Genomic DNA, 13,429 nt, shown 5'->3' with positions numbered 1-13,429 from the left:
GCCGCGCGGGCGGCTGTTCAGCGTCCGGCGCGTGTCAGCGCTTCTTGGACAGGAAGGGCAGCGGTTTGATGGCGGCTGAACTCGGGGGCATGGGCGACGCCATGTCGGTGGACATCGGTGCGGGGGCCGGCGAGAAACTGCCCCGCGCATTCGGGTTGTTGCCCGACACGACATCGAGCGTGATTTCCGTGAAGGACGGCCCCGGCTCGGCCTCCTTCTCCTCTTCCTGCTGGCGCTTGCTGCTGGCCATGTCGTTCTGCAGGCGCCAGAGCAGGTTGGTCGGCGAGTCGGCGTGGCTGATGCCCTCGTCGCGGGTGACGAGGTTTTCGGTGACGAGCCGGGCGATGTCCTGCTCGAAGGTCTGCGAGCCCTCGGCCATCAGGCGGTCCATCGCTTCCTTGATGCCGGAGAAGTTGCCCTGCTCGATCAGCTCGGAGACAAACTGCGTGTTCAGCAGCACCTCGACCGCCGGCACCCGTCCGCCCTGGGTCGAACGCAGCAGGCGCTGCGAGACGACCGCCTTCAGGCCCGCCGCCAGGTCCGACAGCAGCGCTGGCCGCGACTCGGGCGTGTAGAACGACAGGATGCGGCTCAGCGCGTGGTGGCTGTTGTTGGCGTGCATGGTCGAGAGCACGAGGTGGCCCGACAGCGCATAGGACAGCGCCGCGCTCATCGTCTCGCGGTCGCGGATCTCGCCGATGAAGATGCAGTCCGGCGCCTGCCGCATCGCGTTCTTCAGGCCGATCTGCAGCGACTGCACGTCGCGGCCGACCTCGCGCTGGTTCACCACCGACTTGTAGTTGGTGAACAGGAACTCGATCGGATCCTCGATGGTCAGGATGTGCCCCGCCACCTGCTTGTTGCGGTTCTGGATCATCGAGGCCAGCGTCGTGCTCTTGCCCGTGCCGGTGGCGCCGACCATCAGCACCAGCCCGCGCTTGGCCAGACAGAGCGTGTTCAGCAGCTCCGGCAGGTTGAGCGAATCCAGCGCCGGAATCTCGGTCGGCATGAAGCGGAAGACGGCAGCGACGGAGTCGCGCTGCTTGAAGCCCGAGAGTCGGAAGGTGCCCACGCCGCTGATGTGGACGCCCATGTTCAGCTCGCCGGTCTCCTGCAGCTCTTCCATCTGCGCTGCCGTGATCACCTCGCCCAGCAGCATGCGCGGCTGGTTGGGCGCCAGCGGCTCCTGCGTCAGCTGCAGGATCTGGCCGTGGATCTTGATGAGCACCGGCATGTTGGCCGAGAGGAAGACGTCGGACGCCCGCTTCTCGGCCATCAGCCGCAGGATGCGTTCCATGTTCTTGGTGCTCATCGTTCCCCCGGATGTTCTTGTGTTGGCGTTCAGCCGCGCAGCAGATCGTTGATGCTGGTCTTGGCGCGGGTCTGCGCGTCGACGCGCTTGACGATCACGGCGCAGTACAGGCTGTACTTGCCGTCGGCGCTCGGCAGGTTGCCGCTGACGACGACCGAGCCGGACGGGATGCGGCCGTAGGTGACTTCGCCGGTGGCGCGGTCATAGATCTTGGTGCTCTGGCCGATGTAGACACCCATCGACAGCACCGAGTTCTCCTCGACGATCACGCCTTCGACCACTTCGGAGCGGGCGCCGATGAAGCAGTTGTCCTCGATGATGGTCGGGTTGGCCTGCATCGGCTCCAGCACGCCGCCGATGCCGACGCCGCCCGAGAGGTGCACGTTCTTGCCGATCTGCGCGCAGGAACCAACGGCGGCCCAGGTGTCGACCATCGTGCCTTCATCGACATAGGCGCCGATGTTGACGTAGGACGGCATCAGGATTGCGCCCTTGGCGATGAAGCTGCCGCGGCGCGCCACAGCCGGCGGTACCACGCGCACGCCAGTGGCACGCAGCTGCGCTTCGCTCATGCCGGCGAACTTGGTCGGCACCTTGTCGAAGAAGTTCAGGTCGCCGGCGGCCATGGGCACGTTGTCGTTCAGGCGGAAGCTCAGCAGCACGGCCTTCTTGGCCCACTGGTTGACGTGCCACTGGCCCACGCCCTGGCGCTCGGCCACGCGCAGCTTGCCGGTGTCCAGGGCGTCGATGACGTGGTTGACGGCGTCACGCACTTCCGCTGGCGCCGAAGCGATGGACAGGTTGGCGCGGTCTTCCCAGGCGGCTTCGATGACGTTCTGGAGTTGGCTGAGGTCGGACATGGCGGGTTCTCGGATTCGGTTGGAATTCGGTTGGAATTCGGTGGGGCGCAGGGGGTTCAGGCGGCGCGGTGGCTGTTGGCGCGCACGAAGTCGGCGATGCGGCGGGCGGCTTCGAGGCATTCCTCGACCCCGGCCACCAGCGCCATGCGCACGCGGCCGGCGCCGGGGTTCACGCCGTGCGCCTCGCGCGCCAGGTAGCTGCCGGGCAGCACCGCGACATTGTATTGAGCCAACAGCTCCCGCGTGAACGCGGTGTCGCTGCCGCCGAAGACGGACTCGGGCACCTTGGCCCACAGGTAGAAGCTGGCATCGGGCAGGGCCACGTCCATCACCTCGGCCAGCACGGGCGTGACCTGCGCGAACTTTTGGCGGTACAGCGCGCGGTTCTCGACCACATGCGCCTCGTCGTCCCAGGCGGTGATGCTGGCCTGCTGCACGGTCGTGCTCATGGCGCTGCCGTGGTAGGTGCGGTAGAGCAGGAAGGACTTCAGGATCTGCGCGTCCCCAGCCACGAAGCCCGAGCGCAGGCCCGGCACATTCGAGCGCTTGGACAGGCTGGTCAGCACGATCAGGCGCTGGAAGTCGTCGCGGCCGAGCTGCTGGGCGGCTTCGAGTGCGCCGAGCGGGGCCTCGTCGCGGAAGTAGATCTCGGAGTAGCACTCGTCCGAGGCGATCACGAAGCCGTGTTGGTCGGACAGCGCGAACAGCTCGGCCCATTCTTCCAGCGGCACCACCGCACCCGTCGGGTTGCCGGGCGAGCAGACGTAGAGCAGCTGCGTGCGCGCCCAGGTGGCCTCGTCGATCTGCGACCAGTCGGCGGCGAAGTTGCGCGCCGGGTCGCTGTTGGCGAAGACGGGCGTGGCGCCGGAGAGGTAGGCCGCGCCTTCATAGATTTGATAGAACGGGTTCGGGCAGACGACGACCGGGCCGCCGGTTGCCGCGTCGCGGGTCGGGTCGATGACGGTCTGCGCCAGCGAGAACAGCGCCTCGCGCGAGCCGTTGACCGGCAGGATCTGCGTGTCGGCGTCCAGCGCCACGCCGTAGCGGCGCTGCACCCACCCTGCGCACGACTTGCGCAGCGCGGGCAGGCCGGCGGTCGCCGGGTACGCGGCCAGCCCGTCGAGCGACGAGGTCAGCGCGAGTTTCAGGAACTCGGGCGTCGGGTGCTTGGGCTCGCCGATGCCGAGGCTGATCGGGGTGAAGTCCGGGTTCGGGCGGACATCCTTGACGAGGGCGCGCAGCCGCTCGAAGGGGTAGGGCTGGAGGCGCGAGAGCAGCGGGTTCATGGGGCGGGATTATCGGGCATGGCTTGCGCGTCAATGCCCGTCACCCTCGCGAAAGCGAGGGTCCACATCAGTCAACCAATTTCATCTTGACGCATGGGTGCCCGTCTTCACGGGCATGACATGGCGTCTGTGTTCCATTGCATCAGACACGCACGGCCTCCCGCTCCACAAACGGCCGCAACTCCGCCCGCAGTGCCTTGTCGGTGACCAGATCCACCGGCGACTCCAGCAAGTCTTCCAGATAGAACTGCACTCCGAAGTAACGCGCTGCCGTCGCCGGTCCGTCAAATTCCACGAGGATGTCGATGTCACTGTCCGGTCGTGCTGTGTCGCGGACCGTGGAGCCGAACAGCGCCAGCCCGGTCACGCCGAAGCGCGTGGCGAGGTCCGGTTTGCACTGGCGCAGCAGGGTGAGGGTGGCGTCGCGTTGCATGGCAGCAGCAAGGTGATGGCTCAGTTTAGCCTCGCAGCCCTAACCACTGCCGCAAGAACCTCTGTCGCCGCACCAACCGGTAGACGCCGAAGCTGATCCCGCCCGTGGCGCTCAGCAGGACCAGCGCCTCCACCCCCACTGGCAGCGACCAGCCGAGCAGTACCTGACTGAACACGATCATCACCGTCTGATGCACGAGGTACACCGGAAAGACCGCTTCGGTGAGCATCGGTCGAACGCGAGCGTCGCGGTCGAAGTGTGCGACCGCCAGACCCAGCAGGGCCGCGATGGCCGACCATTGGAAGAGAGCGGTCAGCCCGGGGCCGAGCGACCGTGGCACGGGTGTCAAGGCAAGCCCGGCCCACGCCAGCGCTGCCACGACCAGTGCAACGCGACGCGCAGCCGCCAACCGGGACCAGGCGCCCTCCATCCGCATCAGCAGCGCACCCATCCCGAATGCGAACCCGTACATCGCGTGGGCGTACAGGTCACCCCAGAGCGCGTGGGTCTGCGGATATCGCGGCTGCAGCTCACCTCGGCACAGCACCAGCCACAGCGTCGGCAGCACGAACAAGCCCGCGCCTTGCAGCCCGCGTGTCAGCGTGGTGGCGAGGGTGCGGGTCGCGGCCGGGAACCAGCGGACCGCCCCGTACAGCACGACCGTGTAGCACCACAGGTAAGGCAGAAACCACAGGTGGTTCCACGTCGGCATCACCAGGCACCTGGCTTCGGCTCCCACCCCTTCGCAGAAATCCCGGCCGTTCGACAGGACAGAGAAGTACCGCCCGAGAAAGGCGACGAAGCCGTCGTGATAGCCGAACTTTTGCACCACTTCGAAGTAGGTCTGCGGCGGCACGATCAGCACCACACCCGTCAGCAGCGGCAGCAGCAGGAACCGCGTCCGTCGGCGCAACCACCGCTCGGGTGAGCCGCCACGCAGCAGGTTCGCCGTCGCGGCACCCGAGACGAGGAAGATCAGGCTCATCCGCCACGGCTCGGCCAGCCGCATCCAGGGCTCCAGCCCGGCCACCGGGTGCGGGCTTTTGACATGGAACGGCCAAGGGACGTAGTACATCCCGACGTGGTAGAGCACCAGCAGTCCGAAAGCACCGATGCGTAGCCAGTCCAGGAAGTACAGGCGTCGGTGGGGCGCTTGGTGCTCCATGGCGCCACGGGTTCTCAAGTTGGCCGGTTGCCCGACACCACCCGCAGCCGCCCCACCAGCCCCACCATCGCCACCGTGCAGCCCAGCGCCAGCCACCCCGTGCGCTCATACCCCTGCACCAGCCCCTGCGCATCGCGCGAGATCATCAGCCCGCCGACCAGCGAGGCCACGCCCATCGCCGCCGACTGCAGCGCGTTGTTCAGGCTCATGAACGCCCCGCGCCGGCGCGGCTCGACGGCAGAGGTGATCAGCGCCATGCCCGGCACCATGCGGCCCGACACCAGCACGAAGAACAGCGTCGTCACCACCAGCACGCCCACCAGCGACACCCCCGCCAGCCGCGGCAGCGTCAGGATCGGCACCAGCGCCAGCAGCGCGATCAGCCGGAAGGTCGGCACCTTGCCCCACTGGTCGGCCAGCCGGCCCCACAGCCGCGCGGTGAACAGCGTCGCCACGCCGCCGACGAGGTAGATCAGCGGCACCTGCTGCGCGGTCAGGCCGAGGTTGGTGGTGGTGAAGATGGTGATGTAGGGAATCATCGCGAAGCTGCTCGCCATCATCAGCATCGACAGCCCGAAGGCGCGCCAGTGGTTGCGCTCGGCCAGCACGGCGCGCAGGTGGTGCAGCGTGCCTTCGGCGGTCTGCTTCGGGCCGAGGTGGCTGGTCAGCGTCGGCACCTGGCGCAGCGCGAGCGCCCAGACCAGCACCGAGACGCTCGCGATCGCCACGAACGGCGCGTGCCAGCCGTACAGGCTCGCCAGCCACAGCGACGCGGGCACCCCTGCGACCGTCGCCATCGAGAACGCCGACATCACGATGCCCATCGCCGCACCGCGTCGCTCGAACGGAATGGTGTCGGCCACGATGGTCTGCACCAGCGCCCCGAGCACCCCGCCGAACAGACCGGCCGCCACGCGCGCGGCCATCAGCGTCGTGAACGTCGGTGCCAGCCCGCAGGCCAGCGTCGCCACCGCCAGCCCGGCGAACAGGATCAGCAGCAGGCGGCGGCGCTCGAAGCGGTCGATGTAGGTCGTGGCCGCCAGTCCGGAGGCACCGCCGGCCAGCGTGTAGGCGGAAATCAGCAGGCCGAACTGCGCGTCGCTGATGCCGAACAGGCGCGTCAGTTGCGGGCCGAGCGGCATCATGACCATGAAATCGACGATGTGGACGAACTGGACCGCCGCCAGGGTCAGCAGCATGGCACGTTCGCGGCGCGGGGTCAGGGCAGGGGCGTCTGGCATCCAGGCCTCGGGTAGGGTAAGCCGGACAGTGTGCCCAAGTTGGCAGGCTGGCGTGGGGGCGGTGCTATCATCGCCGCCGCCCGGTGCGGTGTATTTTCAAGAAATCCTCATTGGAATCAAAGGCTTAGATCGCCATCACCCCTGAACAATGCGTCTGAACTCGATCAAGCTCTCGGGCTTCAAGTCCTTCGCCGATCCGACGCATTTCCAGCTGCCTGGCCAGCTCGTCGGCGTCGTCGGCCCCAACGGCTGCGGCAAGTCCAACATCATGGACGCCGTGCGCTGGGTGCTGGGCGAGTCGAAGGCCAGCGAGCTGCGCGGCGAGTCGATGCAGGACGTGATCTTCAACGGCTCCGGCAACCGCAAGCCCGCCAGCCGCTCCAGCGTCGAACTCGCCTTCAGCAACGACGCGGGCCGGGCGGGCGGCTCTTGGAACCAGTACGCCGAGATCGCCGTCAAGCGCGTGCTGACCCGCGACGGCACCAGCACCTACTACATCAACAACCAGCCGGTGCGCCGTCGCGATGTGCAGGACGTGTTCCTCGGCACCGGCCTGGGCCCGCGCGCCTACGCCATCATCGGCCAGGGCACGATCAGCAAGATCATCGAGTCGCGCCCCGAAGAGCTGCGGCTGTTCCTGGAGGAAGCGGCCGGCGTGTCCAAGTACAAGGAACGCCGCCGCGAGACCGAGAATCGCCTCAAGGACACCCGCGAGAACCTGACCCGCGTGGACGACATCCTGCGCGAGTTGACGACGAACCTCGACAAGCTCGAAGGGCAGGCCGAGGTCGCGCTGCGCTACCGGACGCTGCAGGACACGGGCACGCTCAAGCTGCACCAGCTCTGGTTCCTGAAGCACCGCGACGCCACCAGCGAGCGCGAGCGCGTCCGGCTGGCCGAGCTGGCGGCGACGAACGCGCTGGAGCTGCGCATCGCGGAGCTGCGCCACGTCGAGGCCGAACAGGAGTCGCTGCGCCAGTCGCACTACGACGCCAGCGACGGACTGCACGCCGCCCAGGGCGCGCTGGCCGAGGCCTCGATGCAGGTCAGCCGGCTGGAAGAGCGCATCCGCCATGTCGTCGATGCCCGCCAGCGCGGCCTGCAGCGCCAGGCCGAGATCGGCGTGCAGACGCAGCAATGGACGCTGCGCCGCGAACACGCCGAGGCCGAGCTGGAGACGCTGGCCGAGCAGCTCGCCGAGGCCGAGGAGCAGGGCGAGATCCTGGCCGCACAGGTCGAAGAGCGTTCTATGGCCTTGCCCGCCGTCGAAGACACGCTGCGCCAGGCCAGCCAGCGCGCCGCCACGCAGCGCACCCGCGCCAGCGAGGTGCAGCAGCAGATCCAGTTGCTCGCCGCGCAATCGCGCCATCTGGACGAACGTGGCCGCGAGCTGCAGGGCCGCCGCGAGCGCCTGTCCACTGAACGCCGCCAGCTCGGCACACCCGATGACCACCGCCTCGATGACCTGCGCGCCCAGCTCGCCCGGGCTCAGGAGGTGCAGGAACTGGCCGATGCGCGCCTGCACGAACTCTCCGAACTGGTGCCGACGCTCGACGAGCAGCGGCGCGGCCAGCAGAGTGCGGCGAACAGCGAATCCGCCCGGCAGTCGGCGCTGACGGCGCGGCTCGACGCACTGCGCGCGCTGCAGGAGAAGGTCCAGACGGAGGGCAAGCTGCGGCCCTGGCTGGCGCGGCACGGGCTGGACGGGCTGCAAGGCCTGTGGCGGCGCATCCACATCGAGCCGGGCTGGGAGACGGCGCTGGAGTCGGCCCTGCGCGAGCGGCTGCAGGCGCTCGAAGTCGGGCGCATCGAGACGGTGCGCGGCTTCGACCTCGATCCGCCGCCGGCCAAGCTGGCCTTCTACTCGCCGCCCAGCGAGGCCCTCACCAACACCCACCGCACGCTGCCGCGGCTGACCGACCTGCTGCGCGTCGGTGATCCGGGGCTGGTGGCGCTGCTCAACGACTGGCTCGAAGGCGTCTACACGGCAGCCAACGTCGAGGAGGCGCTGGCGCTGCGCAGCCGCCTGACCCACGGTGAGCTGATCCTGACGCCGGCCGGCCATGCGGTGAGCGCCTATGCGGTGAGCTTCCACGCGCCGGATTCGGAGCAGGCCGGGCTGCTGGCGCGCGCACAGGAAATCGAGAACCTCGAAACCCAGGTCCGCGCCCAGGCGCTGATGGCCGACGAGGCCCGCAGCGCGCTGGTCCGCGCCGAAGCTGCCTACACCGACGCGGCGCAGCGGCTGGCTGGCGCACGCCGTGACGCGGCCGACAGCCAGACGCGGGCGCACCAGCTGCAGGTCGAGGTGCTGCGCCTGACGCAGCAGGCCGAGCAGGTGACGCGCCGCCGCGACCAGTTGGACGCAGAACTCGCCGAGGTCGACGCCCAGACCGAGGAACTCGAAGAGCGCCGCATGACGGGCGAGGCGCGTTTCGAGGAACTCGACCTGCAGCTCGCCACCGAGCAGGAGCGCCACGCCGAGCTGGAAGACGCCGTGATCGGCGCCGAGCGGCGGCTGGCGGATGCGCGCGAGCAATTGCGCGGCCTGGAGCGCACGGCGCAGGAGTCGCAGTTCGCCGCCCGCTCGCTGCTGGCGCGGCGCGGCGAGTTGCAGCGCGGGCTGGAAACGGCGGGGCAGCAGCTCACCGTCAACGAGCGGGCGCTGGAGCAGCTCGCGGCCGAGCTGGCAGGCCTGGACGACGCAGCGGCGGAGGGCGGCCTGCAGGAAGCGCTGGCCTTGCGGCTCGAGCGCGAGCAGGCGCTGGCCACCGTCCGGCAGACCTGGGACGAACTCTCGCAACAGATGCGCCGCGCCGACGAGCAGCGCGCTGCGCACGAGCGCAGCCTGCAGCCCCTGCGCGACGAGATCACGAAGCTCCAGTTGGAAGCCCAGGCCGCGCAGCTCGGTGGCGCGCAGTTCCTGGAGCAGTTGCAGGTCGCCGCCGTGGATCTGGACGCGCTGGCCGCCGGCATCGAGCAAGGCGGCGTGCGCCTGCACGGGCTGCAGGGTGAGATCGACCGCATCCAGCGCGAGATCAACGCGCTGGGCGCCGTCAACCTGGCGGCGCTGGACGAGCTGGGGGCTGCCCGCGAGCGGCGGCAGTTTCTCGATGCGCAGGTCGCCGATCTCACCGAGGCCATGCAGACGCTGGAAGCCGCGATCCACAAGATCGACCTGGAAACCCGCGATCTGCTCAAGGCCACCTTCGACCAGGTCAACGACGGCTTCGGACGCATGTTCCCGAGCCTGTTCGGCGGCGGTCAGGCCCGGCTGGTGATGACGGGCGACGAGATCCTGGACGCTGGCGTGCAGGTCATGGCCCAGCCGCCGGGCAAGAAGAATTCGACCATCCACCTGCTCTCCGGCGGCGAGAAGGCGCTCACCGCGATCGCGCTGGTGTTCGCGATCTTCCTGCTCAACCCGGCGCCCTTCTGTCTGCTCGATGAGGTGGATGCACCACTGGACGATGCCAATACCGAGCGATATGCCCGACTGGTCCGCCAAATGTCGTCTGGAACGCAGTTTCTTTTCATTTCGCACAACAAAATTGCAATGGAGATGGCCGAACAATTGATCGGCGTGACAATGCAGGAACAAGGTGTGTCGCGGATCGTCGCGGTGGACATGGAGGCGGCAGTCTCACTGGCTGAGCTACCGTGAGGTGGACGACACACTGTTCAGGCCATGACCAGGAACCCGGGGACCGATGAATTCATTGCAAGTATGGTTGGCCATCGTCGGAGGGCTGGTGCTCGCCGCTGTCGTCGGGCATGGCGCTTGGCAGACCCGAAAGCTCGGGGGCAAACCACGCCTTCCCAAGCCTTCCGCGGCCGATGCCGCAACACTCGGAGCGCCTGACGCGGCCACGGCGGCTGCCGCCGTGCAGCCGGTCCACCAGGAGCCGAGTTTCGATCCGGACCACGCGCCGACCGAGCCGATCCCGCTGGAGGACGTGCCGTTGGCCGCCCCCGTCGAGGCCATTGAGCAGCGGCTGGTGGATGTGCCCGCGGCGCTGAATGTGCTGGCGCGCCGGCCCGCCGCGGTGCCCCGCATCGATCTGCTGATCGACGCGGTGGCCCGCCTGCTGTCCGATCCGCCGCTGCCCGGCGAGACCGTGCTGGCGCACTGGCCGCCGTCCCGCCGTGCCGGGGGCAAGCCCTTCCTGATCGAAGGCTGCAACAGCCAGACGGGCGAATGGGAAACCCCCGTCGCTGGTCAGACCTACAGCGAACTGCGCGCAGGGCTGCAGCTCGCCAACCGGCTCGGCGCCGTCAACGAGATCGAGTATTCGGAGTTTGTCCAGATCATCCAGCGCTTCGCCGAGCCGCTGTCGGCCGAGGCCGAGTTTCCGGACATGCTGGACGTCGTGGCCCGGGCGCGCGCGCTTGACCGGGTGGCCGTGCACCACGACGCGCAGCTTGCCATGCGGCTCACCGCGCGCCAGGGCCAGTGGCCGGTGAGCTGGATCCAGCAGCACGCGGCGCGCCACGGCTTCGTCAGCGGGCCGGTGCCGGGCAAGCTCATCCTGCCGGGCCGGGAAGAGGACGCGCCGCCGGTGCTGGCGCTGCTGTTCGATGCCCAGGCCGCGCTGGCCGAAGATCCCGACCAGTCCTGGGTGTCCGAGATGTCGCTGGTGTTCGACGTGCCGCAGACGCCGCAGGCCGAGCAGCCCTTCAACGCCTGGTGTGCCTCCGGACAGGCGCTGGCCATCGCGCTGGATGCCGATGTCAACGACGATGAAGGCAGTCCTCTCAATGCGGGTGCGTTCACGCTGATCCGCGAGGATCTGGACGGCCTGTACGCCAAGCTGGCGGAATACGAGCTGGCGGCAGGCTCGCCCGCGGCGCGGCGCCTGTTCAGCTAGGCGACGGCCTGATTCACCGGTTGCACAGGCGCGCCTACACTGGCGCGCATGTCGCAAACCGATCTCTTCTCGTCGCCGCCGGACCTCTCCTCCGGCCCCGATTCGCAGTCCCAGCAGGCAGTCCAGGCCTCGCCGGCCGAGCAGGCCGCCGAGCTGCGCCGGCAACTGCACCACCACGCCCACCGCTACTACGTGCTCGACGCGCCGGACATCCCCGACGCCGAGTACGACCGCCTGTTTCAAGAACTCCAGGCGATCGAGGCCGCACACCCGGACTTGCGCACCGCGGATTCCCCGACGCAGCGGGTGCTCGGGCGGGTGCTCGACGGGTTCGCTTCCGTGCGCCACGTGGTGCCGATGCTCTCGATCCGCACCGAGACTGACACCGAGGCGACCGGCGCCAGCACCTTCGATGCCCGTGTGCGGCGCGAACTGGCGCTGGGCGAGGACGCACCCGCGCTGCGCTATGCCTGCGAGCTGAAGTTCGACGGGCTGGCGATCAACCTGCGCTATGTGGACGGCGTGCTGGTGCAGGCCGCCACCCGGGGCGACGGCGAAAGCGGCGAGGACGTCACCCAGAACATCCGCACGATCGGCCAGATTCCGCTGCGCCTGCGCGACGGCCCGGGTGGCCTGCCGGCGGTGCTGGAGGTGCGCGGCGAGGTCTACATGCGCCGTGACGACTTCGACCGCCTCAACGAACGCCAGCGCGAGCGCATCGCGCGCGGCGACAAGGGCGAGAAGACCTTCGTCAACCCGCGCAACGCCGCCGCCGGTGCGGTCCGCCAGCACGACCCGGCGCTGGCGGCCGAGCGTCCGCTGAGCTTCTTTGCCTACGGACTGGGCGAGGTGCAGGGCTGGGCGCTGCCGGCCACGCACAGCGGCGTGCTGGACGCGCTGGATGCCTTCGGGCTGCCGGTGTGTACCGAGCGGGCGGTGGTGGAGGGCGCGGACGGTCTGTCGGCCTTCCACCAGCGCATTGGCGGTCAGCGCGACCAGCTGCCCTTCGACATCGACGGCGTGGTCTACAAGGTGGACGACCTGGCCCTGCAGCGGCGGCTCGGGTTTGTCAGCCGCGAGCCGCGCTGGGCCGTCGCGCACAAGTACCCGGCGCAGGAGCAGATGACCACCGTGCGCGAGATCGACATCCAGGTCGGCCGCACCGGCAAGCTCACGCCGGTGGCCAAGCTGGAACCGGTCTTCGTCGGCGGCACCACGGTGAGCAACGCCACGCTGCACAACGAGGACGAGACGCGCCGCAAGGACGTGCGCACCGGCGACACCGTCATCGTGCGGCGCGCGGGCGACGTGATTCCCGAGGTGGTCGGCGTGGTGCTGGAGCGCCGGCCGGTGGACGCGGGCGAGCCGTTTGATCTGTACAAGCGCCTGGGCGGCCATTGCCCCGTCTGTGGCAGCGACATCGTGCGCGAGGAGGGCGAGGCCGACTGGCGCTGCACCGGCGGCCTGTTCTGCCCGGCGCAGCGCAAGCAGGCGATCCTGCACTACGCCGGCCGGCGCGCGATGGACGTCGAGGGGCTGGGCGACAAGGTGGTCGAGCAGCTCGTGGATGCGGGCATCGTGCGGACCTTGCCGGAGCTGTACAGGCTCGGTGTCGCCAAGCTCGCGGCGCTGGACCGCATGGGCGAGCGCAGCGCGCAGAACCTGGTCGATGCGCTGGAGAAGAGCCGGCACACGACGCTGGGGCGCTTCCTGTACGCGCTCGGTATCCGGCACGTCGGCGAGGCCACCGCGAAGGCACTGGCGCGCCACTTTGGCAATGTCGACCGGCTGATGGACGCCACGGTCGAGCAGCTCACCGAGGTGGCCGACGTGGGCCCGGTGGTGGCGCAGAGCCTGCGCACCTTCTTCGACCAGCCGCACAACCGCGAGGTGGTCGAGCAGCTGCGCGCCTGCGGTCTGACCTGGGACGAGCACGACGGGGTGCCCGACGCGGGTCCGCAGCCGCTGGCTGGTCTGACACTGGTCCTGACCGGCACGCTGCCCACCCTCGGGCGCGATGCGGCCAAGGACCTGATCGAGGCCGCCGGGGGCAAGGTCAGCGGCTCGGTCTCGAAGAAGACGCACTACGTGGTCGCGGGTTCGGAAGCGGGTTCCAAGTTGGAAAAGGCGCAGGCGCTGGGCCTGTCGATCCTGGACGAGGCGGGACTGCTGGCCCTGATCGGGGGGTCCGCTGCGCAGGACATCCCGCCAGTTGATGCGTAATTGGCAATAGTGGAAATGTTCAATTCCCGACCACCTGAATA

9 protein-coding genes are annotated in these 13,429 nt (G+C 68.9%); 3 read left to right on the top strand and 6 right to left on the bottom strand.

Annotation, left to right across the window (positions count from 1 at the left end):
• Nucleotides 1–34: 34 nt before the first annotated feature.
• The 6 genes from AABN02_RS06430 to AABN02_RS06405 all read right to left on the bottom strand — a co-directional run bounded on the left by AABN02_RS06430 (nucleotide 35) and on the right by AABN02_RS06405 (nucleotide 6,297).
• Nucleotides 35–1,312, bottom strand: coding sequence for a PilT/PilU family type 4a pilus ATPase (locus tag AABN02_RS06430; RefSeq protein ID WP_338414095.1), 1,278 nt, complete (start codon nucleotides 1,310–1,312; stop codon nucleotides 35–37).
• Between the two features lie 29 nt (nucleotides 1,313–1,341).
• Nucleotides 1,342–2,172 (bottom strand): 2,3,4,5-tetrahydropyridine-2,6-dicarboxylate N-succinyltransferase, encoded by an 831-nt coding sequence (dapD, locus tag AABN02_RS06425; RefSeq protein ID WP_338414094.1) that lies wholly within the window; start codon nucleotides 2,170–2,172, stop codon nucleotides 1,342–1,344.
• A 56-nt stretch (nucleotides 2,173–2,228) separates the two neighbouring features.
• Nucleotides 2,229–3,458, bottom strand: a complete 1,230-nt coding sequence (gene dapC, locus AABN02_RS06420; RefSeq protein WP_338414093.1) for a succinyldiaminopimelate transaminase — start codon at nucleotides 3,456–3,458, stop codon at nucleotides 2,229–2,231.
• Between the two features lie 142 nt (nucleotides 3,459–3,600).
• Nucleotides 3,601–3,891, bottom strand: coding sequence for a nucleotidyltransferase family protein (locus AABN02_RS06415; RefSeq protein ID WP_338414092.1), 291 nt, complete (start codon nucleotides 3,889–3,891; stop codon nucleotides 3,601–3,603).
• 25 nt (nucleotides 3,892–3,916) lie between these two features.
• Nucleotides 3,917–5,056 carry an acyltransferase family protein gene (locus tag AABN02_RS06410; RefSeq protein ID WP_338414091.1) on the bottom strand — a complete coding sequence of 380 codons (1,140 nt, stop codon included), beginning with the start codon at nucleotides 5,054–5,056 and terminating at the stop codon, nucleotides 3,917–3,919.
• 14 nt (nucleotides 5,057–5,070) lie between these two features.
• Nucleotides 5,071–6,297: an MFS transporter gene (locus tag AABN02_RS06405; protein ID WP_338414090.1), complete on the bottom strand. Its 1,227-nt coding sequence runs from the start codon at nucleotides 6,295–6,297 to the stop codon at nucleotides 5,071–5,073.
• Between the two features lie 148 nt (nucleotides 6,298–6,445).
• On the opposite strand from AABN02_RS06405, the gene smc reads away from it, so the two are divergent.
• The 3 genes from smc to ligA are packed head-to-tail and all read left to right on the top strand — an operon-like array spanning nucleotide 6,446 to nucleotide 13,388.
• Nucleotides 6,446–9,961 carry a chromosome segregation protein SMC gene (smc, locus tag AABN02_RS06400; protein ID WP_338414089.1) on the top strand — a complete coding sequence of 1,172 codons (3,516 nt, stop codon included), beginning with the start codon at nucleotides 6,446–6,448 and terminating at the stop codon, nucleotides 9,959–9,961.
• Nucleotides 9,962–10,007: 46 nt separating this feature from the next.
• On the top strand, nucleotides 10,008–11,165 hold the full coding sequence (locus AABN02_RS06395; RefSeq protein WP_338414088.1) for a cell division protein FtsZ: 1,158 nt from the start codon (nucleotides 10,008–10,010) through the stop codon (nucleotides 11,163–11,165).
• Between the two features lie 48 nt (nucleotides 11,166–11,213).
• On the top strand, nucleotides 11,214–13,388 hold the full coding sequence (gene ligA / locus AABN02_RS06390) for an NAD-dependent DNA ligase LigA (protein ID WP_338414087.1): 2,175 nt from the start codon (nucleotides 11,214–11,216) through the stop codon (nucleotides 13,386–13,388).
• Nucleotides 13,389–13,429: the final 41 nt, after the last annotated feature.

Source organism: uncultured Sphaerotilus sp. (assembly GCF_963924895.1).
GTDB lineage: Bacteria > Pseudomonadota > Gammaproteobacteria > Burkholderiales > Burkholderiaceae_C > Sphaerotilus.
Note: the sequence above shows the minus strand (reverse complement) of the source record. Positions and strands in the feature narration are given on the sequence as shown.

Bases quoted from the DNA above. Each gene is read 5' to 3' on its own strand.
- AABN02_RS06430 (WP_338414095.1), bottom strand. From the start codon at position 1,312: ATGAGCACCAAGAACATGGAACGCATCCTGCGGCTGATGGCCGAGAAG.
- dapC (WP_338414093.1), bottom strand. From the start codon at position 3,458: ATGAACCCGCTGCTCTCGCGCCTCCAGCCCTACCCCTTCGAGCGGCTG.
- ligA (WP_338414087.1), top strand. From the start codon at position 11,214: ATGTCGCAAACCGATCTCTTCTCGTCGCCGCCGGACCTCTCCTCCGGC.
- AABN02_RS06415 (WP_338414092.1), bottom strand. From the start codon at position 3,891: ATGCAACGCGACGCCACCCTCACCCTGCTGCGCCAGTGCAAACCGGAC.
- AABN02_RS06395 (WP_338414088.1), top strand. From the start codon at position 10,008: ATGAATTCATTGCAAGTATGGTTGGCCATCGTCGGAGGGCTGGTGCTC.
- smc (WP_338414089.1), top strand. From the start codon at position 6,446: ATGCGTCTGAACTCGATCAAGCTCTCGGGCTTCAAGTCCTTCGCCGAT.
- AABN02_RS06405 (WP_338414090.1), bottom strand. From the start codon at position 6,297: ATGCCAGACGCCCCTGCCCTGACCCCGCGCCGCGAACGTGCCATGCTG.
- dapD (WP_338414094.1), bottom strand. From the start codon at position 2,172: ATGTCCGACCTCAGCCAACTCCAGAACGTCATCGAAGCCGCCTGGGAA.
- AABN02_RS06410 (WP_338414091.1), bottom strand. From the start codon at position 5,056: ATGGAGCACCAAGCGCCCCACCGACGCCTGTACTTCCTGGACTGGCTA.